Origin of the sequence: Mesorhizobium sp. WSM2240, assembly GCF_040438645.1 — a bacterium.
GTDB lineage: Bacteria > Pseudomonadota > Alphaproteobacteria > Rhizobiales > Rhizobiaceae > Allomesorhizobium.
Map to the genome: position 1 here is coordinate 3,155,471 of NZ_CP159253.1, position 23,842 is coordinate 3,179,312.

A 23,842-nucleotide genomic window follows, 5' to 3' on the forward strand; every position below is an offset into this window, starting at 1 on the left:
ATTGATGGGGAGAACACCCATGACTCCAAATCCGGAAAAACGCAAGTACGACGTGACGGTTGTCGAGACGAACGTCCATACCTTTACGGTGGAAATTCCGAACGACGTTGCTGAAGAGGACCGCGCCGAGTTCGTCGAACAGATATTCTGCGACACCCTGCCTGACGATCTCGAGAACCACAACTGGTTCATCCCCGACAGGGAGGTCGAGAATGTCACACCCCAGTGACGTCTACTGGAACACGCACAAGCGTTGTTTCAGCATCCGACCTACCAAGCCCTCCGAGCTGGAGGGCTTCAAATCTTCCCCGAAGGGCCGTGTGTTTTACAACACCGGCCCTTTTCTTTTGCTTGACCCAGTATTCCGGGTCAACGAGCGCGGCCGGCAGTGGGTCCTTCGGAACAAGAAGAAGACGGTCCACGCAACAATCCGAGGCCTGCCTAGAGTACCAGGGGTTTTCACCATCCCGCCTGGCGCCCGACTGGTCAAATACAACCCATACCAGAACGAGCAGTTCGTGCTGCTCGACGGAACGCCGATTTTCAAGGCCAGGACGGCCTATCTCAAAGACAAGGAGGTCTGGATCATATGACACCGACGCAAAAGGAACTGCTCGTCAAGGGTCTCCTGTCCGACTGGGCACCCCTTGAGGGCTCCGGCCAATACGCCGCCGCCCGATCTATGAGTGCAAAGGGCTGGATCAACCAACAGTGGTCAGTCAATCGCAACACCATCACTCAAGCGGGCAAGGACGCCCTCGCCCTCAACTCACCCCCGGTCGAAATATTCGACGGCCTCCTGCTCAAGGACGGCCGGCCGATCGCCCGTATCCTGCCGGGTCAGCTCCATCTTGTAGAGGAACTCATCAATGCAAATTAAGATCTTCGAGCCCGCGACGGATGACATCCTCACGAGGGCCGACACCGACAATATGCGACTGCCCTTCGAACACGGCTGGGAGCAGTACCTGGTCACTGACGACGTAGGGCAGATCCTGGGCGTCTACGACAACTTCACCGCCGCTGCCGATCACCGAGCACCCCTAGCGGCATGATGCTCGCCAAAACCCTTCAACGCGCACTTCGTCACTACCTCTCCAACCCCTCCCTTCCGTCTGACGAAAGGGAGCGCGCGGTGAGGCTTTACCGTTGGCTCAATTCAAGGAAACAGAAATGAAACTGAACAGCGCACTCGCCTACGACCACTCCTCGGCCGGCTTCGGCGAGGCCCGTCAATTCGGCTTCGAAATGAACGCGATGGCGTTCCATGCCGTGATCGACGGCATCTATTCCGACAAGATCCTGGCGCCGGTTCGTGAATATTCGACCAACGCCTACGACGCTCATCTGATGGCGGACAAGGAGGACGAGCCCTTCGTCCTCATGGCACCGTCGACCTTCCATCCCTACTTCATGGTCCGCGACTTCGGTCCCGGCATGATCCACGAGGAGGTGATGGACCGGGCGACGACCATGTTCGCCTCGAACAAGCGCGACACCAATAAGCAGGTGGGCATGCTCGGCCTGGGCATGAAGTCGGCCTTCGCCTACACCAAGCAGTACACCATCACCTGCTACGACGGCGTCGAGCAGCGCGACTATGTCTGCTACCTGGACGCTGGTGGCTCGCCGACCGTAACGGCCCTCGACCCGGTCCCCTCGACCGAGCCGCGAGGTGTGAAGGTCTCATTCCCGGTCCAGCAGGGCGACATCGAGAAGTTCAAGATCGCGATCTCAAAGGTGATGATTGGCTTCGACCCGATGCCGAACATCCTCAACGAGCAGTGGCGCCCCAGTGTGCCCACCGCCACATTCCAAGGCTCGAACTTCCGCCTCGTGAAGTCGAACCACATCGCGAGCCCACATATCCGTCAGGGTTGCGTTCTCTACCCGCTCGACCTCAACCAGCTGGGCATCGACAATTGGAACGACAGACAGCTGCCGATCATCATCGACGTGCCGATCGGCACGGCCAGCGTGTCCACCTCTCGCGAGCAGCTCGGCTATGACGAGCTTACGAAGAAGAACCTCGCGTCGATCTTCCAGGCAGCGCGCCAGGAGATCGTCGACACCCTACAGCAGAAGCTCGACGAGCCTGACAGCTACCACGACGCCTGCACCCTCTTCGAGCAACTCCGCTCGGTGCTGCCCTGGAGCCTGTTCCCGAAGGACACCAAGTGGCGGGACAAGCGCGAGTTGCGGACAGCCTTCAGTTGGAGTGGTGGAACCGGATCGAAGATCCGCGTCAACCCGCTCTTTGCCAATGACGACCTGTCCTGGACCAGCGCGAAGAACAAGGACGCGGTGATCTCCCCGAAGGGCGTCAAGTCCATGGTCATCGCCTGGGAGTCCTGGAGTTGCACCTTCGGCAAGGAACGCCTCCGCATGTACCGGCACCACAACCCGGACCAGAACGTGTTGTGGGTCAAGGAGGAGCATGTTGGGTCGGCGATGCGTTATTACGGCATCGACACCGTGATCGATCTCCGCGACTACGAGCGGATGAAGTTGCCCCGGGCAGTCCGCGAGAAGCGCAGCTTCGGCAAGATGGACGTTCGGCGGTTCAACCGTTGGCGTGATGTCGTGACGGATTACGACCTGGATCAGAAGACGATCTACGTCCTGTCCGAGGCCCACATGTACCTGGTCTGTGGCCAAACACTGGCCTTCGAGACCGTCTGGGAGAAGTTCATCAAGCCGGCCACCAACGCCGGCCTGATCGACGCCCCGATGATCGTCCTACTCAAGAACCAGCGCAAGTTGCCCGAGGGCAAGGAGAACTGGGTCTCGCTCGACGACATCCTCAAGAGCATGGTCAAGGACTTCGACCCTGTTGACTACCGCAACAGGAAGGAGCGGAACAGCCTGTTCCACGACGGAATGTTCAGCGCGCTCCTCCCGCACAAGGACAAGCTGCCGAAGCTGCTGAAGAACTTCTTCGACAGCGCCGTGGCCGAGCCCCTCACCTACGGCGAGGGAGACCTGGCGAAGCTCTGGAAGGAGGTCACCGGCAAGGAGCTCCTGCCGCTCCGGCCGCAGCTGATCGATCGCTTCCGAAAGCTGACGGGTCGCTATCCGCTCCTGCAGCTGGTTCGGAATAACGAGGCCTATCTCGACCACTATCTGAAACTCATCGCGAGGTAATCCCATGATACCACACATCATCTCCGGCAACACGGTCACCGCCTTCGTCGGCGGTGACCTCCGCACGGTGGACTCGAGCCACCCGAACTTCGACGAGATCCGCACCAGGTTGCGGGCCGGCGCCGTCGAGCACGAGATCGTTCCATTGCTCGATATCGCTTCTGCCCTGCGTGACATGCTCCTCTATGAGGACGACATCATCAAGGTCGGCTACGACTGCCTGACCTACAATGATCGACCTCTGAACAACTACCTGACGCGGAAGATCATCGACATGGCCAGGGCGAAGATACCGATCTCACCCTGGATCGCCTTCCTCAAGCGCCTCCAGGACAACCCGGATCCCGAGGTCAAGGACGGTCTCTTTGAGTGGCTCGAACGCGGTGCCATGCCGATCACCCCGGACGGCTACTTCCTCGCCTACAAGAAGGTGCGAGACGACTACCTGTCGTATCACGACAGCGAGACCCTGAACGCGCTCGGCTCGACGATCTTCCTGCCGAGCGATAAATATGATCACGACAGGGCGCGCATCTGCTCTGCCGGCCTGCACTTCTGCTCCTGGGACTACCTACCCTCCTATCACGGCAGTGAGGGGCGGGTTCTGATCGTCAAGATCAACCCGGCCGACGTCGTCGCTTTCAACGGCGCCTATTCCGGCAAGGGGCGAGCTCGCCGCTACACGATCGTCTCCGAGGTTCCGTTCGAGGAGGCGCAACACGCCTTCCCCGAGCCGGTCTACGAGACCGACTTCGACGATGAGTTGGAGCCTTTCTTCGACGGCTACCGCTGGTCGGACGGACACGAGCCGAGCGTCGGCATCATCGGCCGCCTCCGCGCCTGGACAAGGAGGCTGCTGAACTAAGCAACACCGGCAATCAACTGAACCCAACAAGGGCGCTCCTCGGAGCGCCCTTTTTCTTTGCGAGGATCTGATGAATTTCCACACCACCGTCGTCTCCCGAAACGTCAAAACGGGGCCGATGCCTGTCATGACGAGCTCCAGGGACACCTGTCCCGATAGCTGCCCGCTCAAGAAAGCCGGCTGCTACGCGATGACGGGTCCTCTGAAGCTGCATTGGGACAAAGTGACGTCTGGCGAGCGTGGCACAGATTTGGACGAGGCGCTGAAGCCCATCCGTAAGCTGAACCGAGGAGCCCTCTGGCGTTATGGCCAGGCCGGTGACCTCCCAGGAGAAGGAGACACGATCGACCACGAAGCGATGCGAAAGATCGCTATTGCCAATCGTGGGAAGCGCGCCATCGTTTTCACACACAAACCACCTACAACCGACAATCTTGCAATTCTACGCGAGGTTGCGGTACTTGGCCTAAACGTCAACTTGTCTGCGGATAACCTAGCGGAAGCTGATGCATTAGCCGGCTTGAATATGCCTGTTGTGACAGTTCTGGAGTCAGAGTACGGTAGGAAGGTGGGGGAAACGCTGTCGGACTATAGAAAAAGACTAAAAGCACTGACAAGGATCACCCCAGGCGGTCGTAAGATCGCGGTGTGTCCGGCGACGTACGCCGATGTCAGTTGTACAGAGTGTGGCGTTTGTGCTGATGGGGACAGAAAGGAAGTAATAGTAGGCTTTCCCGCCCACGGCACACAGAAAAAACAGGTGGATAGAATTGTTAAAGGTAATGGATCACACGATCACTGACGAAGACTTGCAAACCATAAACGAGCTTCTACTGGAACTGGCTACAGAGCTGGACCTCCACTATGATGACGAAGATATGTTTGCACTTGCCCCTTCGTTTCAACGCATCAAGAAGGGCTGCGCCCTTCTAGAAAAGCTCAATCACACCATTCATCCAGACGTGTTGAAGATCATCGCCCGGTACAATCGGACAAACCAATGATTGAAGGTTAGCCCACAATTAACTGAATACATTGTATTTTAGTGACACTATTAACAGGTGTGTCACCTTGACACATTTTTGTGATAACTTTTCGATTGCTCACATTACCCGTGGTCCCTAAACCGCTCCTGTAAGGGCATTAATCAGTACAGGTTTGGGAAAATTATGGCGGCTTGGGTAAGTGCCCGGCAGCTCGCGAGCGAGTTGTTGGTCTCCGATCGTACGATCAGATATTGGGCGGCGCGGGGGATGATCCCCGGCGCAGTGAGAATTGGCCGACAGTTTCGGTTTCGCTTGACAGATGTCGAGGATTGGCTGAACAAAAAAGGTGTTCCTCAAAAACAGGGAGACACCTTCGAATGGCCGAAATTTACCTTCGGGAACGATCAACCGTCTATCAAGCCCGCCTCAAAGTTGGCGGCGAAACCGTTAGAAGATCAACTGGACATCACTGTGCAACGGCTGCTCAAAAAGAGGCAGATGCGCTCGAAGAGCGCTTGAACAAGGAATTGTTGCTGGAGAGCGACATCCTTCTTCACGAAGGTGCCAAGCGGATGTTCAAGCAACCGCAACGACGCCGGCCGTTTTCCGAGAACACGATCAGGACGTACAGCTGCAGCCTGGTCAATCTCCTCGAAACCCTCGGCAATTTTCCGCTGCGGACCCTGGATGAAGCGATGGTCAAACGCTATATCAAGGAGAGGCTCCAGACGGGCAAAACTGTTCAGTTGCGGCGCGATCTCACATTCCTGTCCAGTCTCATGAGACATGCGCGGAACTGGGATTGTGGCGTGACTACCAATCCACTTCGGGAAATCGATAAGAGCTACATCCCGGATGCCGAAAAGCGAAAGGTCCACACCGAGTACCATGAGTTCGAGAAGGTGCTGGCAGCAGCCGGCGACAAACTCGAGCATCGCCGCTTCATCCTGCTGGCCGTCTTCACCGGCATGCGCCACCAGGAGATCATGAAGCTGCACTGGGATGAGGTCGACATGGACCGGAAGGTTATACAACTTTCAGGTGAGCGAACAAAAAACAACAGTCCTCGGAAAATTCCGATGCACGAGCTTGTGTTCGACACACTTTCAGACACACCCTCGACACACCGTGAGGGGTTCGTTTTCAAGACCAGAGTTCGGAAGAACAGGAAGGATGGTGAGGCACCAGCACAGTGGAATTTTACCAGGCGGTGGGAGAAGATCCGAGAGCGAGCAGGCATGCCAACCCTACGGATACATGACCTTCGCCATACGTTCGCGAGCTGGCTGAAGCAGTCGGACGTGGCAGAGAGCACGATCATGGAACTGATGGGTCACAAGACCCGGTCCATGACGGAACGCTACTCACACGACAGCACCAAGTCACTTCGTCGAGCCGTGGCCAAGATCGATCGGAACACACTCTCCGACACACTGCATGATGATTTTCGTGACCGATTGAAATGTGATAGGCTTTCCAGGCACTTAGCTGGATGCAAAATTTAGGCATGATGCTTTCGAAGCAGAAGATCAGTGCGACGGGAACCGCGGCCTCAGGCCCGAAGGCGAGCAGCGCCAGCCCCGGTCCCATATAGCCGATATTGCCGTAGGCGGCGGCCAGCCCTTTGATGGTGGATTGCGCGATCTCGCCGCGCGACAGCACCACCGACGCGACGAACATGACGGAAAAGACCGTATAGGTCGAAAACACCGCGCCGAAAATGTAGCTCCACTCGGTCAGCCGCTCGATCGGGGTCTTGGCGAGCAGTTGAAAGAAAAGGGCGGGCAGCGCGACGTAGATGACGAATGTGTTCATCCAGCCCAGCGCTTCGAGTGGCTGGCGCGTTATCCGCGCCACCAGAAAGCCCATGAAGATCAGACCGAAGAACGGCAGGACGAGGCCGATGACGTCAGACATATGCTCCCCGCCGCGAAACCGGCTTCCGCGCTAACGCGTTGTTCCTCAACGCGTCAAGGGCGTATAGGATTGAATTCGGCACGGCGTTGCGCCACATAGGCGGAAAAGACTTTCACGTGGAAGAAATGAAGACAGCTAAATTCGCGATTGGCCAGGTGGTGCGGCATCGGTTGTTTCCGTTCCGCGGCGTGATCTACGATGTGGATCCGCAATTCGCCAATACGGAAGAATGGTACGAAGCCATTCCCGCCGAGGTGCGGCCGCGCAAGGACCAGCCCTTCTATCACCTGCTCGCAGAAAACGCCGAGACCGAGTACATCGCCTATGTCTCGGAACAGAACCTGCTCGAGGACCAGTCCGGCGAGCCGGTGCGGCATCCGCAAATTGGCGAGATCTTTGACAAGACCGCCGACGGCCGGTACCGGCCGAAGAGCCATCTAAGCCATTGAAGCCGGCATTGCGGGCACAAAAAAAGCGGGGCTGAAACCCCGCTTTCTGTGTCTTGCTGGATGCGGTCAGTTGGCCGCCTTCGCCTTGTCCTGCTCTTCCTTGAGCTTCTTGGCGAAATCTTCATTGTTCTTGTTGACGAATTCCTGCAGCTTCTTCTGCCGGTCCTCGATATCAGCCTGCTGCAGCGGCGGTCCGTCGAAGGCGCCGGTGAAGCCCTTCAGCGAAACCTTGACCGGGTTCGGCTGGTTCTGGAAATTGACCGAGGTAAGGGTCAGTTCCTGGCCCTTCTTGAAGGACGATACGATCTGGTCGGAAAGCGCCACTTCGGCCACGCAGCGATCCGGGAAGCAGATCATGTAGTCCAGCTTCTGCGCCTTGCCGCCATCGATCTGCAGGCCGATGCCGGGAGGCACGAGACGGCCGGTCGGGACCGTGACCTGGAATACCTTGCGGTTGATCTTGCCCTTGAGCTCGATCAGGCTGATGCCGGTGACGAGCTGTCCGCTGGCTGCGGTGGTGATGTTCTGCACGTTGCAGATGTCCACGTCCTGCTGCTTGGAGCAGGCCTTGAACCAGCCCTGCGGAATCTGCGGCTGCTGTTGAGCCGCGGCCGGCGAAAGACCGGCGGCGAGCAGCCCGACCACGCCTGCGGCCAAGACCGAAAGGCGGGAGAAGTCGGTTTTCAGGCTCGTCATCTTGTCGATATCCTCTCAAACGATCTCGGATCGGCCACTTTCGGCCGAAAGTCACCGCGTACCTGTTGGCCAAATGAGGCAACAGCATGACTGTCGCGGGCGTGTTACACCGCGCGGCATCATGAATCCAGACGCCGCTTTCGATTATTTGGCCGGATGCCGAGCTAATCTCACAATGGCGCCATCGTGATAGGGTGAAACTCGAATCATCCGAAGAACCGACGACAGGACGTTCCAATGCGCCGCCTTCTTCTTGCCCTTTGCGCCGCGATGGCCTTGTCGCCGCTCGCGAGCAGAACGGCAAGCGCCGAACCGAGACACGCGATCGCCATGCAGGGCGAACCGGCGCTGCCTCCGGACTACCGGCATTTCACCTATGTCAATCCGGACGCGCCGAAGGGCGGCAGCATCACCTATTGCGTCATCGGCAGCTTCGACAATCTGAACCCGTTCATCGTCAAGAGCCTGCGCACGACGGCGCGCGGGGTGATCGACGTGATATTCGGCAATCTGGTGTTCGAATCGCTGATGACGCGCAACGCCGACGAGGCGTTTTCGCTCTATGGCCTGCTCGCCGAAACGATCGACATCACGCCGGACCGCAAGACCGTCGAGTTCAACCTCAATCCCAAGGCGAAATGGTCGGACGGCAAGCCGGTCACGCCGGAGGACGTGCTGTTTACCTACGAGGTTTATACCGAGAAAGGCCGCCCGCCCTACAGCGACCGCATGGCCAAGGTCGCAAAGCTGGAAAAGACCGGCGAACATTCCGTCCGCTTCACCTTCAACGAAAACGCCGACCGCGAGTTTCCGCTGATCATCGCCATGACGCCGATCCTGCCGAAGCACGCCTTCGACAAGGAAACGTTCGATCAGACGACGCTGAAGCCGGTGACCGGCAGCGGCCCGTACAGGATCGCAAAAGTCGAGCCCGGCGAGCGCGTCACCTTCGAGCGAAACCCCGACTATTGGGGCAAGGACCTTCCCGCCAAGCGCGGCTTCGACAATTACGATCGCATCACCATCGAATATTTCCTGAACGCCAATTCGCAGTTCGAGGCCTTCAAGAAGGGCATTTGCTCGGCCTATGCCGGACCGATCTACACGGGGCTCGACCCGAACCAGGTCGCGCGCGATTTCGACTTTCCCGCGTTCAAGGCCGGCGATGTGATCGTTGAATCCTTCGAACGAAATCTGCCGCCGGTCGTCACCGGATTCCTGTTCAACACGCGGCTGCCGAAATTTTCGGATGCAAGAGTGCGGCGAGCGCTTGCGATGCTCTACGATTTCGAATGGGCCAACAAGAATATATTCGACGGCAAATTCGAACGCACGGCGAGCTACTGGCAGAATTCCGAGCTCTCCGCCCTGGGCCGGCCGGCAAACGAAAAGGAGAAGGCGCTGCTGGCGCCCTTCCCCGGCTCGGTCCTTCCCGAGGTGATGGACGGCACCTGGCGGCCGGCGACGACGGACGGCTCGGGCCGCGACCGCTCCGCCCTGAGGTCGGCGTTCGAGCTTCTGAAGAGCGCAGGCTTTTCGATGAACGATGGCGCATTGATCGGGCCGGACGGCCAACCCTTTGGCTTCGAGATATTGACCGCTTCGCAGAGCGAAGAGCGCCTCGCCTCGATCTACCAGCGCACGCTGCAGAAACTCGGTATCGCAGTCTCCATCCGCAGCGTAGACGACGCGCAGATCCAGCAGCGCAAGCAGCGCTTCGATTTCGATGTGGTGATCGGCTCGACCGGCTTTTCAGGCACGCTTTCGCCGGGGATCGAACTGATCGGGCGCTGGGGCTCGGAAGCCCGCGATGCGGAGGGCTCTTTCAATCTGGCAGGCGTTGCCGATCCAGCGGTGGACGCGATGATCGACGCGATGCTCAACGCCCGCGACAAGGAAGACTACGTCGCCGCGGTGCGCGCGCTCGACCGGCTGCTGATATCCGGCGCCTATATGGTTCCGATGCAGCACAATACCGAGCAGTCCGTCGCCTACTGGGCTTATCTGGCACATCCGGACAAGACGCCTATATTCGGCGTTCAACTCCCGACCTGGTGGCGTAAGCCGCAATAGCCCGGCTCAAAGGAAAGACCCATGACTGAACGGACGGCAATCACCATAGACGTCGTGTCCGATGTCGTCTGTCCCTGGTGCTTCATCGGCCAGAAACGGCTCGGCAGGGCGCTGGAAGCGGTTCCCGAGATCGACGTCGACGTTCGGTGGCGGCCTTATCAGCTGGACCCGACCATTCCGCCCGAAGGCAAAGACCGCAAGGCGTACATGCTGGCGAAATTCGGCAGCGAGGAGCGGCTGCGCGAAATACACGCCCGCATCGAACCGCTGGGCGCGGACGAAGGCATCGCCTTCGATTTCGCCGCGATCAAGGTTTCCCCCAATACGCTCGACGCCCACCGCGTGCTGCGCTGGGCGGCGGCTGCCGGAGGCAATGTGCAGGACCGCTTGGCGAAGCGGCTGTTCCAGCTCTATTTCGAAGAAGGGGAAAACGTCGGCGACCATGCTGTTCTGATCGACGCTGCGCGAGAGGTCGGCATGGACGCGGCGGTCGTCGAAACCTTTTGCCGACCGACGCGGATCGCGACGCGGTGGCGACCGAAGTCGCAACCGCCTCCCGGATGGGCATAACCGGCGTTCCCTGCTTCCTGCTCGAAGGCAAATATGCGGTCATGGGCGCGCAGGATGCCGAAACGCTCGCCGACGCGATCAGGCAGGTAGCGGCCGCCAAGGCCCGCGGCGAATTGGAACAGGCGACCTGAAGCAGGGCGTTCGGGCTCCGCTGATGCCGGAAACGCAAATCTCCGTCTGGCGCGCGGCTCGTTCGCCGAAGTAGCAGCGATGCCCTGCCGGCTACCTGTTCTTCTCGTAGCCCTGGCGGATTTCTTCCATCGTCTCGCGGATACGCTCGCGCAGTATGTCGACCGATTCGGTTCCGGATTTCTTGATGATTTCCGCGGCTTCGCTGGCGTTCTTGACAGCGGTCTCGAAGGAACGCCGGGCGAATTCGGACTGCTTGGCCATCATCTCCTGCGGATTGCCCGGCGCGCGGTAGCTCTGCGCCATATCGGTGATTTCGCTCATCGTTTCCTGCAGGATCTGGCGCTGCTTGGCCATCAGATTCTGCGCGCCCGACGCCGACGCCGAGGCCGATTTCTGCAGCGCTTCCAGGTTCTTGCGGTGGTGGTTGAGGATGGCCTCGACATCCATGCTCGGCATCTTCAGGTCGCGGCCGAAATTGCTGAACATATCCATGAAGGATTCGGATTCGGACTTCTTGGCCATGGCTCTCTCCCTTGCCGCGCGGGCGTTACGAAACGAGAATAGAGCTTTGCCCTGCGGGGTCAATTCGCGAGGAAAAGCAGCTCGCCGACATAGAGCATCAGCCCGGCCATGCCGCCGATCAGCATGCCGTTGAAGCGGATATATTGCAGGTCGCGCCCGATATTCATTTCGATCAACCGCGTGAGCTGAGCCAGATCCCAGCGCTTGACCTGATCGGCGATGAAACCCGAAACGCCGCTCTTCTGGCTCTCGACGAAGGACGCCAGCGCCACGACAAAGCCCTGGTTCATGTCGGCGCGGATTTTTCGGTCGCTCGCCAGGTGCCGTCCCACCTCGACGAACATGCCGGCCAGATGTTCGCGGATCATCGATTTTGGCGCACGGGCATCATGCTCGATGATGGAGCGCAGGCTCTCCCACGTATCCTGCGCAAGCTCGCGGAATTCGGGCCGCGCCAGGAAATCGCGCTTCAGCTTCTCGGCGCGTTTAGCGTAGTCCTTTGAAGTGCGCAGCTTTTCGAGGAAATTGAGCACGAAACGGTCGAATTCCAGCCGCATCGGATGGTGCGGATCGGCCCGGACCTCCTCCAGCAGCGAGCCGGACGAAGCCACGATCTTCTTCAGGAGATAGGCATCGGCGCGAAACAGATTGAACACGGTAGGCAGTTCTTCGCGGATTTTCTCGCGCATTGCGGCGAGCGCCTCGTCGTCGGCGAGAAATCTTCCGACGACCTTGGTGAACTCGTCGAACAGTTTCTGATGGCGTCGGTCGTCGGTGAAGGCGGACAGCAGTTCCGCGGCCAGCGGCGCGACCGGCACCTTCTCTACTTGTTCGACAATTCTTTGCGTGACGAAATCGCGCAGGCCGGATCGTTCGACGGCCGACAGCGTCTGCGGGACCAGCCGCGCGACGAAGCGCGACAGGCCGGCCGCGCGCTCCCGATCTGACAGCCAGTCAGCCACGAGCGCCGCGAAATCGACCTCGTTCAGCTTTTCGCGGACCGGGCCGGGCGCCAGGAAATTGACCTCGATGAAGCGGCCGAGATTGTCGGCGATGCGGTTCTGGTTTTCCGGGATGATTGCCGTGTGCGGGATCGGCAGGCCGAGCGGCCGTTTGAACAGCGCCACGACGGCGTACCAATCCGCAAGGCCGCCGATTGTGGCTGCCTCGGCGAAGGCCGCGACGAAACCCAGCCAGGGCATGCGTGGTTCGAAGTATTTGGCGACCGCAAACACCGCGACGCAGAGCGCGAGTGCTGCGGTGGCGATGAACTTGGTGCGCCGTAGCGCGGCGAGCTTGGCGGCGTCGTCGGCGCTGAAGCCGATCGCCGCTTCGATGGGCGCATCATATCCGGTCGAAGACATCCGCTGAACTCTCCTGCTAAGCTCCACCGTCAACCTAGTGTTCTCGCCGGACATTTACACGCCGAGGTCGAGCAAGGAGATCGCGCAGAGGCTTGAGCAGCTTCTTCGGGCATCCGCGCGGATAAATGTCTCGGCCTTTCGTAGGGGATTGCGGCTTGGCCCGTTGCAATCTGCCGGGACGGCCTATTTTATGCAGCATTCATGTTCGGCGATGCGAGCAGATTCCCGCGCCGGGCGGAATGATAGTTTGGGAGGAGTTCCGATGAAAAAGCTCGTCACGACATTCGCGGCCGCCGCGGCTGTGCTGATGTTTCCACTCGCGGCAGGAGCGCAGACTTATCCTGACCGCGCCATCACCATTGTCGTCCCCTTCTCGGCCGGCGGGCCGACCGATACAGTGACGCGCTTGATCGCAGAGCCGATGGGCGCAGCGCTCGGCCAGCCGATCGTCGTCCAGAACGTAACCGGCGCCGGCGGCACGGTCGCGGCGGGCCAGGTCGCCCAGGCCGAACCCGACGGCTACACCGTGCTGATGCACCACATAGGCATGTCTACAGCGCCGACGCTTTACAAGAACCTGCCCTACAACCCGCTCGAGGATTTCGCGACCGTCGGTCTCGTCACGGAAGTCCCGATGACGATCATCGGACGTAAGGATTTCGAGCCCAATACGCTGCAGGAACTCGTCGATTACGCCAAGGCGAACAAGGACAAAGTGACCTATGCCAATGCCGGGATCGGCGCGGCGTCGCACCTTTGCGGCATGCTGTTCATGGAAGCGATCGACACCCAGTTGACCACGGTTCCCTATCAGGGCACGGGCCCTGCCCTGACCGATCTCGTCGGCGGCCAGGTCGATTTCATGTGCGACCAGACCACCAACACGACCGGCCAGATCAAAGGCGGCCAGGTGAAGGCCTATGCCGTCACCACCGGAGAGCGCCTGGCGAGCCTGCCTGACCTGCCGACGACCACGGAAGCCGGCCTCGACATGCAAGTCAGCGTCTGGCATGGCCTCTACGTGCCGGCCGGCACGCCCGACGACGTGGTTCAGAAGCTGACCGCGGCGCTTCAGACCGCCCTGAAAGACCAGAACGTCATCGACCGCTTCGCCGAACTCGGCACAACGCCCGTCGCGCAGGACCGGGCGACGCCCGAAGCGCATACCGAGACGCTGTCGTCGCAGATCGAATTGTGGAAACCCATCATCGAGGCAGCTGGCGTATCGGCCAACTGATCGGGACGGCATCGACGACATGGGACGGGACGGCGGATCGCCGTCCCGTCCTGCTCTCAATTGTCATCGTTCGGGACAGGCGCGCCATGACCAGTCAGAAATCCATGAAAGACCTGCTTGCAGGGTTGATCTTCATCGGCTTCGGCCTCGCCTTCGGCTATGCTTCGCTCACCTACGAAATTGGCACGGCACTGCGGATGGGACCTGGCTATTTCCCGCTGATCCTGTCGGGCGTGATTTTGCTGCTCGGTGTCGTCATCTTCGTGCAATCCCTCGCTGCCGGCCCCGACAAAATTCCGCTTGAGCGTGTTCCCTGGCTTGGCCTCATCCTTTTGACCGGCGGGCTGATCTTCTTCGGGGTCACAGTGCGCGGTCTCGGCCTTGCGCCATCGCTCTTCGTCGCCACTTTCATGAGCGCCTTCGCCAGCGAGCGCACCGGCGTTGTCGGCGCGTTCCTCCTCTCCGCAGCGCTGACGGCCGTCTGCATGCTGATCTTCGTCTGGGCGCTTGGCCTGCCGTTGGCCGTGATCGGTCCCTGGTTGAGATTCTGAGGATCGAACATGGATCTGCTTGCCAATCTCGGTCTCGGTTTCGACACCGCCTTCACCTTCACCAACGTTTTCTATTGCTTCGTCGGCGTTCTGCTCGGCACCCTGGTCGGCGTGCTGCCTGGCATCGGCCCGACCGGAGCCGTCGCCATCCTGCTGCCGATCACCTTCACCTTTGAACCGGTGACTGCGCTGATCATGCTGGCCGGCATCTATTACGGCGCGCAGTACGGCGGCTCCACGACGGCGATCCTGATCAATCTGCCCGGCGAATCGTCGTCCGCGGTCACCGCCATCGACGGCTACGAAATGGCGAAGCAAGGCCGCGCGGGGCCGGCGCTCGCCACCGCCGCAATCGGTTCGTTCTTCGCTGGATCGGTCGCCACGCTGCTGCTGGCGGTCGCCGCCCCGCCGCTGGTCAGCATCGCTCTCAAATTCGGCTCGGCGGAGTATTTCTCGCTGATTGTGCTCGGCCTCATTGCGTCGGTCGCGCTGGCGCACGGCTCGATCATCAAGGCGCTCGCCATGATCGTGCTCGGGCTCTTGCTGGGCATGGTCGGTCAGGACCTCTATTCCGGCCAGCCGCGCTTCACTTTCGGATTCTTCGAACTCTATAACGGCATCAACTTTGTCTCAGTGGCCGTCGGTGTCTTTGGCATCGCCGAGATCCTGCGCAATCTCGAAAGCGAATCCACCCGCACTGTCTTGGTCAGCAAGGTCAAGAATCTCTGGCTGACGAAGGACGATTTCCGGCGGATCACCAGTCCGATCCTGCGCGGTACGGGACTCGGCTCCATCCTCGGCGTGCTGCCGGGCGGCGGTCACGTGCTCGCCGCCTTCGCCTCCTACTCACTCGAAAAGAAGCTGTCGCGCAACGAAGCGGAATTCGGCAAGGGTGCGATCGAGGGTGTCGCCGGCCCCGAATCGGCCAATAATGCCGCCGCGCAGACGTCCTTCATCCCGCTTCTGACGTTGGGCATTCCGGCTCATCCGGTGATGGCGCTGATGATCGGAGCCTTCATCATCCACGGCATAACGCCTGGGCCGAATGTGCTGACCGATGAGCCGGCGCTGTTCTGGGGACTGATCGCGTCGATGTGGATCGGCAATTTCCTGCTGGTGGTGCTCAACCTGCCGCTGATCGGCATCTGGGTGAAGATGCTGACGATCCCCTATCGGATGCTGTTCCCGGCTATCGTCGCCTTCGCCTGCATCGGAACCTATTCCATTGGGCTGAACGCCTTCGATGTCTATGCGATCGTGGTGCTTGCGATCATCGGATACGTGCTGATCAAGCTCGACTGCGAGCCGGCGCCGCTGCTGCTCGGCTTTGTGCTCGGCCCGCTGCTCGAGGAGCATTTGCGGCGCGCCATGATCATTTCGCGCGGCGACCCGATGACATTTATAGAGCGGCCGATCAGCGCCGGCCTGCTTGCCGTCGCTGCCCTTGCGATCGTCCTGTCCCTCCTGCCATCGATCCGCAAGAAGCGCGAAGAGGTCTTCGTCGAGGAAGACTGATCGCGCCTGCCCCAGCAGGCTCAGGTGAACATGCGCTCGGCCCGAGGAACAGGGAATCCGAATCCGCCGGCAGCAGGCGGATCGAGGTCGATGACGCCGACGGTTTCGCCGTCCTCGAAGGACAGCGCGGCGTCAAAGCGGCGCGCCAGGGCCTTCATAGCTTCGTTATGCGGGTGCGTCGTGACCCTGAGCCTGGTGTAACCGAGGCCGCGGGCATTGCCGATCAACCGTTCGAACAGCCGCCGGCCGATGCCCATATGCTGCAACTCGCGTTCTACACTGAAGGCGATCTCACCGGTCGGTTCGGGCAATTCCGGGCGCTCGTGCAGTTCGGCGGCGCCCAAAACCTTGTCGCCTTCAACATAGCCGATGACGGTCGTGCCCTGGGCAAAACAGCGCTCAGCGTAGGACGCCACGTAGTTGTCGTCCGCCACGCCATTGAAGCGGTCGCGGCGGCTTTCCGAATCGAGCCTCAGCAGATGGTCGCGAAACCGCGGCAGGTCGGAGGGCCTGAGCTGCCGGATCGTGCCCGGCGGAAAAGCGATGAAGGATGTTATCGTTTGCATGTCGTGTTCCTCATGGGTCCTCCCAGAGTCGACGACGATCGACGCGGCACATATTGTGCGGCGCAACATAAATTGCAAGCTCGCGTCGGTTCCCTCCGAAAAGTCGAAAGTGGAAGGTTTTCCGGCCACCTCAGGTGTCGTGCGGCAATAACATGATCGATTTTGTCATGTTTGTGTTCACTCTTGTCTGGAATTATTCCAAACTATGGGCCATATTCCGCTGAAGCAGTGCTTCGTGAAGGAAAGACAATGCGGCTAACCCGCCAGACCAACTATGCCATGCGCATTCTGATGTATTGCGCGGCCAATGACGGCCGGCTGAGCCGGATTCCGGAAATCGCCAGCTCCTATTCAGTGTCGGAGCTCTTCCTGTTCAAGATCCTGCAGCCGCTCGTCGAGCATGGCCTTATCGAAACGGTGCGCGGCCGCAATGGCGGCGTAAGGCTCGGCCGGCCTGCCGAGACGATCAGCCTGTTCGACGTCGTGCGCGTGACCGAAGAAAATTTCGCCATGGCCGAGTGTTTCGAGACGGACGCCACCGAGTGCCCGCTGGTCGACAGTTGCGGGTTGAATGCAGCCCTGCGCGAGGCGCTGAACGCGTTTTTCGCGGTGCTGGCGCGCCATTCGATCGCCGACCTTGTCGCATCGAAGCAGGACATGCGCACGCGGCTCGGTATCGATTTCCTGCCGGAACGTCCCGCACCCGCTTCGGCAGCTTGAGCTAAAGCGCCGCCGACTGCGGCAACACGAACGGCGTGTTGCCGGCGGGCAGCGCCCCGACCTTCAACCGGCACTCGAACACTCTTGAGATCAGCTCGTCGCTGAGCACGGATTGCGGCGAACCGGCGGCCGCCAGGCCCCCGCGATGCATGACGAAGATGCGGTCGGCAAACATGGCTGCCAGATTGAGGTCGTGTAGGATCGCCACCACGCCCCCGCCCCGCCGCGCGAAATCGCGCGCGATGTTCATGATGATGAGCTGATGCTTGATATCCAGGCTGGAAACCGGCTCGTCGAGGAGCAGGTAGCGCGGGCTGCCGTCCAGCACCGGCGCCCACACCTGGCAGAGCACGCGCGCGAGCTGAACGCGCTGCTGCTCGCCGCCGGAGAGTTCCTGGTAAAAGCGGCCGGCGAAACCCTCGAGATCGACACGCGCCAGCGCACGATCGGGTAGCCTTTCGTCCTCCCCTGGAAGCACGCCCGAACGCCCGCCGGTCAGGCCGAGCTTTACGACCTCGCGGACGGTGAACGGGAAGGAAAGCGCGGTCGCCTGCGGCAGCACGGCGCGCATCGCCGCCGCCTGCCAGGGCTTCATCGCGTCGATGTCCCGGCCGTTGATGCTGATATTGCCCGCATAAGGCAGATCGCCCGAGACCGCCTTCAGGAAGGTGGTCTTGCCTGAGCCGTTGGGGCCGACAATGGCGGCCGTCTCGCCAGGCCGGATATCGAAATCGACGTTGGCGATGATCCGCTTGCGGCCGATCGATACCGAGACGTCGCGCGCTTCAATCATTTGCCGGCCTCAGAGATCGACGATGCCGCGCTTGCGCAGCAATATCCACAGGAAGAACGGACCGCCGACTGCGGCGGTGATGATGCCGATCGGCAGCTCGGCCGGCGCAACGATTGTGCGACTGACCGCGTCGGCCAGGAGCAGCAGCGAAGCTCCGAGAAGTGCCGAGGCCGGAAGCAGATAGCGATTGTCCGGCCCGATCATCAGGCGCAGCAGATGCGGCACGACGATGCCGACGAAACCGATGCCGCCGCTGACGGCGACCGATGCTCCGGTAGCCGCGGCAACCGCGACGATCGCCACATATTTGAGCCGCTGCACCGGGATGCCGAGATGGTTCGCCGTCGCTTCGCCCAGCGACAAGGCGTTCAACCCGCGCGCCAGGAATGGTGAGACGGCCAATCCCAGTGCGATGATCGGCCCCGCCGCCGCAATCTTGCCCCATGTGGCGCCGGCGAGCGAGCCGAGCTGCCAGAATGTCAGGTCGCGCAGCTGCCGGTCGTCGGCCATGAACACCAGCATGCCGGTAAACGCCATAGCCATGGCGCCCAGCGCGATGCCGGCAAGCAGCATTGTGGCGACCGAGGTCTGGCCGCGCCGCGTCGAAACGCGGTAGAGCACCAAGGTCACGACAAGTCCGCCCAGGAAAGCAGCCGACGGCAACGCATAGATGCCGAGCAATCCGGTCACTGGCGCGAACAACGTGCCGCCGAGCACGATCACCGAAACCGCTCCAAGGCTCGCCCCGCTGGACACGCCGACAATGCCTGGATCGGCGAGCGGATTGCGAAACAGGCCCTGCATGACCGCGCCCGACACCGCCAGCGCGGCGCCGATCAGAACGCCGAGAGCAACCCGCGGCAGGCGAATATCGTAGATAATGATGCGATCGCGCGCCGAAAGCGCGTCGGCCGGTGACGATGATGCAAACAGCCAGTCGCGCGCCACGGCGAATGCCGATGCGTCGGATGCGCCCGAGGCCAGGCTGAACAGCACCGTCAGAGCGAGCACGAGAGACAGAGCCGCGATCGTCAGCTTGGCGCGCCGCGAACGATCGCCGTCGGTCGTGCGGTTTCTCATAATGCCGAACTGGCCGGCGGCCGCATGGTCCGTCACATTCCGTCCGATCAGTCCTTGATCCGATCGCCGTAAAGCGCGACCGCAAGGTCGTGGATGGCGTTGGTCGTGCGCGGTCCGAAGCCTAGCAGATACTGTCCATCCATGCGGATAAGCGCTTTGGCTTGGCCCGCGGGCGTGGAAGCAATCGCGGGATGGGAAAACGGATCTACATTTGCCGAGGGATCTCCACCGCCGCGATCCATCATCAGGATGACATCTGGCCTGGCCGTCAGCGCGGCCTCGTCGGAAAGCTGCTTGTAGCCGGAGAAGCCTTCGATCGCGTTCACGCCGCCGGCGAGCGAGATGATGCCGTTAGCGGCCGTGTCGCTGCCTGATGCCAGGATCTTGCCGCCTTGAATGCTGAGGATGAAAAGCACCCGCTTGCGCTCAGTTATGCCGTCGGTGAGTTTTTCGGCAGCTTCGAGCTTCGCAGCGACCGAACCGGCCAACGCTTCGGCCTTAGCATCGGTACCGAGCGCTTTTCCGACGATCCGGATTTTTTCGAGAATGCCTTCGCTGTCGAACGTCTCCGGCACCTCGATGAACGGGACGCTGGCCTTTTTCAGCACGTCGACCGCCTCTTTCGGGCCGCTGCCGGCAAGCGCCAGGATTCCCGACGGATTGACGGACAGGACGCCTTCCGGCGAGAGGGCCCGCATGTAGCCGACATCGGGAAGCGTCAGCGCCGCTTCGGGATAGACGCTGGTCGAATCGCGCGCAATCAGCCGCCCTTCCTCGCCAAGCGCAAAGATTATCTCCGTGATCGAACCGCCGATCGAGACGATCCGGGACGTATCCGGAAAAACCGTTTGGCCTTCTTCGGCCTCTGCAGGCGCCGCAGACAAGACCGCCACCAAGGCAACGGCGCCAAGGCGCCGCATCAAAAGCTTGAAGCTGGTCATGGCTTGCTCCTCACGCCGCCGTGGAGCGCGGTATGCGTGGCAGGTTTTCGGCAAGGAAGCGCCAGTCGTCCCGCTCCCCCTCGCCCTCATGACGCTTGCCGAAGAACTGGATGATCATTTTGCCGTCAGCGCCATATACCTCGAGCGAGGTGACATGCCCGTCCTTCGTCGGCTTGCGCACGGTCCACGCCTCCGCGATGTGATCGGTTCTCAGATGCAGATGGAAGGTCTCGTCGAGAATATTGATCCACGGCCCCATAGCCTTGATGTTCCGCACCGGCCCCGAATGGATCTGGATGCAGCCGCGATTGCCGACAAAGCACATGATCGGGATCTCGTCCTGGGCAGCGTGATTAAGCATGGCCGTGACGGCGTCGTTGTCGATCTGCCATGCATAGTCCTGGCCGATCATGCGCACCGCTTGACGGCGGCTAAGCTTCAATGCGCGCAGCATCCCGAAGAACTGGTGCACATCGGTGAGCTTGCTCCAGCGCTCTCTCAAATCGTCGAACGTCTCTGAGGCCGGCTGAGTCTCCGCAGTTTCGTCGGCCATCGGTTCGATAGCCACGCTTTGGGACTGATCCGTCGAGGAAAGCTCCGCGACGAGTTTCTGATAGGCATAGAGGCTGGAGGCAGGGCGCAGGTGGATCTTGTGGACCGCCTCGCCCGACGCGTCGAAGAACTGCAGGCTGCGCCTGATCTCGTCGCCGTCGCGCTTCTCGACCGCGAAACCATGCGCCCAGACTTTCGGGAAGATGCGCAGGTCGATGTTTTCGCCTAGAACCATCGCATTGTGCGGACCGGTCACGACCTTGTCGTAGACGCCGATCTTTTCGTGGACCGCACTTTCGTTGCGGGTCAGCGCCATCACCTCTCCGACGGCTTCGAGACCGCTCAGGAGATCGTTGACGCGCGGCTCGATGCGCTGAACGCCGTCGCCGCAATGGGCCGCGACCAGTTCGGCTTCGGAGATGCCCAGCTGGCCGGCCAGGTCGCGCTCGCGCATTTTCGGATTATCGGCCCTCGCCAGACGGATTTCGTGCGGCGCGGGTTTGACGCGAGCGTCCATGGGAACGGCCCCTACTTGTTGAGAATTAGCTTGCCCCGGCGGGTGATCTTCAGGCGGTAGAGCGACCCGGCATGGCTGATGCCGATCTCGTGCTCACCCGAGAAAAGAGCCGAACTGGCGACCACCCGCGTGGGGCGGTGCATGGGCTCGACCTGCCTCGGCGCCTCGATCTGCGCCCTCCTGAAGCGATGGTGGAAATCGTCGTGACTGTGACTGTTCATGACCTTCGCGGCCCCTTTCCCGAACGGCTTTGGCCCGCTCGCCAGCCCCGGAAATATCTTGACTACAATCATCCGGTTTAATAGTCAGTGCAATACCGGAGTAATCAAGTCAAGATTTAAAAGCGCTTCGGGTTCAAACCAATGTGCCAGCAAGCCGCCGAGCCAGCCCGCATGAAAACATACCGGAGAATGAGGGCTATGGGGCTGGTGGGTAGCGAGACCGTTCCGTCGGACAGCGGAGCGGCGACTTTCGATGTGCGCAGGGCGCGCCCGACAATATTGTTGGCGAGTGTGGCCGCGCTGGCGCTCGGGGTTGGAACTGCATCCGCCCAAGATGCGGGCAATCAGGACACCGCTAATCAGGCGGCGCAAGATGCCGTCGATCCGGCCGCGGCGCAGAGTGCCGCGACTCCGCTCATTCCGGCAGGCGTAGCCACACTCCTGGACAGAATCACCGTGGTGAGCCGCACCGACGAGAGCGCTATCGACACGATGGCATCGGTGAGCCATGTCGGCCCCGAGCAGCTCGAGCGGCGCATGGCCACAACGCCCCAGGACGTCCTTTTCGGCGTGCCGGGCGTTGCGCTTCAGTCGGACGCGAACCGAACGGCGTCCAGCGTTAACATACGGGGCCTCCAGGATTTCGGGCGCGTCGCGGTCATCGTCGACGGCGCAAGGCAGAATTTTCAGCGTTCCGGGCACGGCACGCAATCGATGTTCTGGCTCGACCCGGAACTCATCCAGCAGGTCGATATCATCCGCGGTCCGGTGGCCAACACCTATGGCTCCGGCGCGATCGGCGGCGTCGTGTTCTACGAGACCAAGGACGCCGAGGACTTCCTGCGCGATGGAGAGACCTGGGCCGCATCGGCGACGGGCCGCTACGACACCAACGGTGAAGGCTGGACGACCAGCGGTACTGGCGCCTATCGCTTCAGTGATTCCTTCGATGTGCTTGGCAATATCGTCTGGCGCGACTTCGACGACTACACGGATGGTGCCGGCGACGAGGTCCCGGGAACCGGCTTCGACGTGCTCAGCGGCCTGCTCAAGGCCACCATTCGCCCGACAGAATTGAGCGAGTTGAAGCTCGGCTGGGTCGGCTCGGATGACAGCTGGACCGAAGGCCTCGATGCCTACGACATGGACGTGAAGCAGAACACCTTCACGGGACGCTACCACGTCACCGACGAGGACCAGAGCTGGCTCGACCTCCACATCAACGCGGCCGTCAACAATGCGGACCTCGACCAGACATATCTGCGCGACGTGACCCGATTCAGCTCGGTCACCGGAGACCTGATCACTATCCCGGCAGGCTCCCAGACGACCTACGATCTCAACACGACCGGCGTCGACATCTGGAACACGTCGCGCTTCGATACCGGCGCATTGGAACACGAACTCACCTATGGCGGCGACTGGGTGATGGACGACGTGAAGACGACAAGCCCCGAGGGCGGCAGCGATGTCTTCACTCCTTCGGGCAAGCGCCGCGTGTCCGGCGCCTACATCCAGGACAAGTTCACCTATGAGTGGCTCGAGGTGATCGGCGCGCTTCGCTACGACAGCTACAGCCTCGAAGGGGACGACACGGATGTGTCGGGCGACCGGCTCTCGCCGCGAATCACGGTGGGCGTTTCGCCGTTCGAGCAGGCCGGGCTGCAGTTCTACGGCACCTATGCGGAAGGCTACCGCTCGCCGTCACTGTCGGAAACCGTCATCAGCGGATTGCATCCCAACGGCGTGGTGTTCCCGTTCCTGCCCAATCCCGACCTGCAACCCGAGACCGCAAAGACCTGGGAGTTCGGTGTAAACTACAGCCAGGACGGGGTCATTCAAGGCGACGACAGGCTCCGGCTGAAGGCCGCCTATTTCGACAATGACATCGACGACTATATCGGCGGCGCAACGATCTCGAGGTTCGACGGGAATCCTGATTGCCCCTTCGTCTTCCCGATACCCATCCCGCCCATCTGCTTCCAGTACCAGAACTTCGCAAATGCGAATATCTCCGGCTTCGAGCTGGAAGGCGTCTACGAAGCCGGTTGGGGATTTGCCGGGCTGTCGGTTTCCGTCATCGACGGGCACACCATCTCCTACGACGGCGAGCGGGAGGACCTTCTGACAATCCCCTCCTCACAGGTCACTGGCCAGTTGGGCTTCCGGTTCCTGGAGGACAAGCTGACCGTCGGCGGCGAGGTCCAGTACAACGGCAAGCCCGAAGGCAACCCGATCGCCGACAACTATACGCTCGTCAACGCTTTCGCGAGCTATCAGGCGACGGAGGATTTCCGGGTCGACTTCCGCGCCGACAACATCTTCGACGTCAAGTACACCAACCCGCTGAACGCCTCGGCCACGGACATCGTCTATGAACCGGGCGTGACGCTGAAACTCGGCGCGACCATGCGCTTTGGAGGATAGCCTC

The 23,842-nt window shown here is 60.9% G+C and carries 27 protein-coding genes and 2 pseudogenes; 18 read left to right on the plus strand and 11 right to left on the minus strand.

The features are described from left to right. The first annotated feature begins 19 nt into the window (after nucleotides 1–19). The 9 genes from ABVK50_RS15695 (at nucleotide 20) to ABVK50_RS15735 (ending at nucleotide 5,514) form a co-directional block, all read left to right on the plus strand. Nucleotides 20–229: a hypothetical protein gene (locus ABVK50_RS15695; RefSeq protein ID WP_353645703.1), complete on the plus strand. Its 210-nt coding sequence runs from the start codon at nucleotides 20–22 to the stop codon at nucleotides 227–229. Then, nucleotides 213–593 (plus strand): hypothetical protein, encoded by a 381-nt coding sequence (locus ABVK50_RS15700; protein WP_353645702.1) that lies wholly within the window; start codon nucleotides 213–215, stop codon nucleotides 591–593. The genes ABVK50_RS15695 and ABVK50_RS15700 overlap by 17 nt, the downstream gene beginning before the upstream one ends. Further along, nucleotides 590–880: a hypothetical protein gene (locus ABVK50_RS15705; RefSeq protein ID WP_353645701.1), complete on the plus strand. Its 291-nt coding sequence runs from the start codon at nucleotides 590–592 to the stop codon at nucleotides 878–880. Before ABVK50_RS15700 ends, ABVK50_RS15705 begins: the two co-directional genes overlap by 4 nt. Beyond that, nucleotides 870–1,055, plus strand: a complete 186-nt coding sequence (locus ABVK50_RS15710; RefSeq protein WP_353645700.1) for a hypothetical protein — start codon at nucleotides 870–872, stop codon at nucleotides 1,053–1,055. The genes ABVK50_RS15705 and ABVK50_RS15710 overlap by 11 nt, the downstream gene beginning before the upstream one ends. 118 nt (nucleotides 1,056–1,173) lie before the next feature. Then, on the plus strand, nucleotides 1,174–3,144 hold the full coding sequence (locus tag ABVK50_RS15715; protein ID WP_353645699.1) for a hypothetical protein: 1,971 nt from the start codon (nucleotides 1,174–1,176) through the stop codon (nucleotides 3,142–3,144). A gap of 4 nt (nucleotides 3,145–3,148) precedes the next feature. Then, a complete protein-coding gene (locus tag ABVK50_RS15720; RefSeq protein WP_353645698.1) occupies nucleotides 3,149–4,009 on the plus strand; it encodes a hypothetical protein in 861 nt (286 codons plus the stop codon). Between the two features lie 70 nt (nucleotides 4,010–4,079). Beyond that, on the plus strand, nucleotides 4,080–4,811 hold the full coding sequence (locus tag ABVK50_RS15725) for a hypothetical protein (protein ID WP_353645697.1): 732 nt from the start codon (nucleotides 4,080–4,082) through the stop codon (nucleotides 4,809–4,811). Further along, the gene (locus tag ABVK50_RS15730) at nucleotides 4,792–5,013 is read left to right on the plus strand and encodes a hypothetical protein (protein WP_353645696.1); all 222 of its coding nucleotides are present in this window, start codon (nucleotides 4,792–4,794) and stop codon (nucleotides 5,011–5,013) included. Before ABVK50_RS15725 ends, ABVK50_RS15730 begins: the two co-directional genes overlap by 20 nt. Nucleotides 5,014–5,178: 165 nt before the next feature. Then, nucleotides 5,179–5,514, plus strand: a complete 336-nt coding sequence (locus ABVK50_RS15735; protein WP_353645695.1) for a helix-turn-helix domain-containing protein — start codon at nucleotides 5,179–5,181, stop codon at nucleotides 5,512–5,514. On the opposite strand, the gene ABVK50_RS15740 is transcribed toward ABVK50_RS15735, so the two are convergent. Continuing rightward, nucleotides 5,451–5,993, minus strand: a complete 543-nt coding sequence (locus tag ABVK50_RS15740) for a hypothetical protein (protein WP_353647055.1) — start codon at nucleotides 5,991–5,993, stop codon at nucleotides 5,451–5,453. The genes ABVK50_RS15735 and ABVK50_RS15740 overlap by 64 nt on opposite strands. On the opposite strand from ABVK50_RS15740, the gene ABVK50_RS15745 reads away from it, so the two are divergent. Next, nucleotides 5,898–6,500 carry a site-specific integrase gene (locus tag ABVK50_RS15745; protein WP_353645923.1) on the plus strand — a complete coding sequence of 201 codons (603 nt, stop codon included), beginning with the start codon at nucleotides 5,898–5,900 and terminating at the stop codon, nucleotides 6,498–6,500. The two genes, ABVK50_RS15740 and ABVK50_RS15745, sit on opposite strands and share 96 nt — an antisense overlap. 1 nt (nucleotide 6,501) lies before the next feature. On the opposite strand, the pseudogene ABVK50_RS15750 reads toward ABVK50_RS15745, so the two are convergent. Continuing rightward, nucleotides 6,502–6,912, minus strand: a pseudogene (locus ABVK50_RS15750) (AEC family transporter); the annotation flags it as partial. Between the two features lie 125 nt (nucleotides 6,913–7,037). Here ABVK50_RS15750 and hspQ point away from each other — a divergent pair. Further along, complete coding sequence (hspQ, locus tag ABVK50_RS15755) at nucleotides 7,038–7,361, plus strand: heat shock protein HspQ (protein WP_040586384.1); 324 nt, start codon at nucleotides 7,038–7,040, stop codon at nucleotides 7,359–7,361. A gap of 66 nt (nucleotides 7,362–7,427) precedes the next feature. On the opposite strand, the gene ABVK50_RS15760 is transcribed toward hspQ, so the two are convergent. Beyond that, a complete protein-coding gene (locus tag ABVK50_RS15760; protein ID WP_353645694.1) occupies nucleotides 7,428–8,057 on the minus strand; it encodes an invasion associated locus B family protein in 630 nt (209 codons plus the stop codon). 237 nt (nucleotides 8,058–8,294) lie between these two features. Between ABVK50_RS15760 and ABVK50_RS15765 the strand changes: the two genes are divergently transcribed. Next, nucleotides 8,295–10,130: an extracellular solute-binding protein gene (locus ABVK50_RS15765; RefSeq protein WP_353645693.1), complete on the plus strand. Its 1,836-nt coding sequence runs from the start codon at nucleotides 8,295–8,297 to the stop codon at nucleotides 10,128–10,130. A gap of 21 nt (nucleotides 10,131–10,151) precedes the next feature. Beyond that, nucleotides 10,152–10,831, plus strand: a pseudogene (locus ABVK50_RS15770) (DsbA family protein). A gap of 91 nt (nucleotides 10,832–10,922) precedes the next feature. Here the strand turns inward: ABVK50_RS15770 and phaP are convergent. Next, nucleotides 10,923–11,354: a TIGR01841 family phasin gene (phaP, locus tag ABVK50_RS15775; RefSeq protein ID WP_353645691.1), complete on the minus strand. Its 432-nt coding sequence runs from the start codon at nucleotides 11,352–11,354 to the stop codon at nucleotides 10,923–10,925. 59 nt (nucleotides 11,355–11,413) lie between these two features. After that, on the minus strand, nucleotides 11,414–12,718 hold the full coding sequence (locus ABVK50_RS15780) for a DUF445 domain-containing protein (protein WP_353645690.1): 1,305 nt from the start codon (nucleotides 12,716–12,718) through the stop codon (nucleotides 11,414–11,416). A gap of 262 nt (nucleotides 12,719–12,980) precedes the next feature. On the opposite strand from ABVK50_RS15780, the gene ABVK50_RS15785 reads away from it, so the two are divergent. The 3 genes from ABVK50_RS15785 (at nucleotide 12,981) to ABVK50_RS15795 (ending at nucleotide 16,021) form a co-directional block, all read left to right on the plus strand. Then, nucleotides 12,981–13,955 (plus strand): tripartite tricarboxylate transporter substrate-binding protein, encoded by a 975-nt coding sequence (locus ABVK50_RS15785; RefSeq protein WP_353645689.1) that lies wholly within the window; start codon nucleotides 12,981–12,983, stop codon nucleotides 13,953–13,955. Between the two features lie 86 nt (nucleotides 13,956–14,041). After that, on the plus strand, nucleotides 14,042–14,506 hold the full coding sequence (locus tag ABVK50_RS15790) for a tripartite tricarboxylate transporter TctB family protein (RefSeq protein ID WP_353645688.1): 465 nt from the start codon (nucleotides 14,042–14,044) through the stop codon (nucleotides 14,504–14,506). A gap of 9 nt (nucleotides 14,507–14,515) precedes the next feature. Then, complete coding sequence (locus tag ABVK50_RS15795) at nucleotides 14,516–16,021, plus strand: tripartite tricarboxylate transporter permease (protein WP_353645687.1); 1,506 nt, start codon at nucleotides 14,516–14,518, stop codon at nucleotides 16,019–16,021. 20 nt (nucleotides 16,022–16,041) lie between these two features. Here the strand turns inward: ABVK50_RS15795 and ABVK50_RS15800 are convergent, their stop codons facing one another. Further along, nucleotides 16,042–16,587, minus strand: a complete 546-nt coding sequence (locus ABVK50_RS15800; protein WP_353645686.1) for a GNAT family N-acetyltransferase — start codon at nucleotides 16,585–16,587, stop codon at nucleotides 16,042–16,044. A gap of 249 nt (nucleotides 16,588–16,836) precedes the next feature. On the opposite strand from ABVK50_RS15800, the gene rirA reads away from it, so the two are divergent. After that, on the plus strand, nucleotides 16,837–17,307 hold the full coding sequence (rirA, locus tag ABVK50_RS15805) for an iron-responsive transcriptional regulator RirA (RefSeq protein WP_353645685.1): 471 nt from the start codon (nucleotides 16,837–16,839) through the stop codon (nucleotides 17,305–17,307). 1 nt (nucleotide 17,308) lies between these two features. Here rirA and ABVK50_RS15810 read toward each other — a convergent pair whose 3' ends face one another. The 5 genes from ABVK50_RS15810 to hemP are packed head-to-tail and all read right to left on the minus strand — an operon-like array spanning nucleotide 17,309 to nucleotide 21,411. After that, nucleotides 17,309–18,100 (minus strand): heme ABC transporter ATP-binding protein, encoded by a 792-nt coding sequence (locus tag ABVK50_RS15810; protein ID WP_353645684.1) that lies wholly within the window; start codon nucleotides 18,098–18,100, stop codon nucleotides 17,309–17,311. A gap of 9 nt (nucleotides 18,101–18,109) precedes the next feature. Further along, nucleotides 18,110–19,180, minus strand: coding sequence for an iron ABC transporter permease (locus ABVK50_RS15815; protein WP_353645922.1), 1,071 nt, complete (start codon nucleotides 19,178–19,180; stop codon nucleotides 18,110–18,112). Between the two features lie 47 nt (nucleotides 19,181–19,227). Further along, nucleotides 19,228–20,121 (minus strand): hemin ABC transporter substrate-binding protein, encoded by an 894-nt coding sequence (locus tag ABVK50_RS15820; protein WP_353645683.1) that lies wholly within the window; start codon nucleotides 20,119–20,121, stop codon nucleotides 19,228–19,230. A gap of 10 nt (nucleotides 20,122–20,131) precedes the next feature. Then, nucleotides 20,132–21,190: a hemin-degrading factor gene (locus ABVK50_RS15825; protein ID WP_353645682.1), complete on the minus strand. Its 1,059-nt coding sequence runs from the start codon at nucleotides 21,188–21,190 to the stop codon at nucleotides 20,132–20,134. Nucleotides 21,191–21,201: 11 nt separating this feature from the next. Beyond that, a complete protein-coding gene (hemP, locus tag ABVK50_RS15830; RefSeq protein ID WP_353645681.1) occupies nucleotides 21,202–21,411 on the minus strand; it encodes a hemin uptake protein HemP in 210 nt (69 codons plus the stop codon). Between the two features lie 198 nt (nucleotides 21,412–21,609). On the opposite strand from hemP, the gene ABVK50_RS15835 reads away from it, so the two are divergent. Beyond that, nucleotides 21,610–23,838 carry a TonB-dependent hemoglobin/transferrin/lactoferrin family receptor gene (locus ABVK50_RS15835; RefSeq protein WP_353645680.1) on the plus strand — a complete coding sequence of 743 codons (2,229 nt, stop codon included), beginning with the start codon at nucleotides 21,610–21,612 and terminating at the stop codon, nucleotides 23,836–23,838. Nucleotides 23,839–23,842 lie beyond the last annotated feature (4 nt).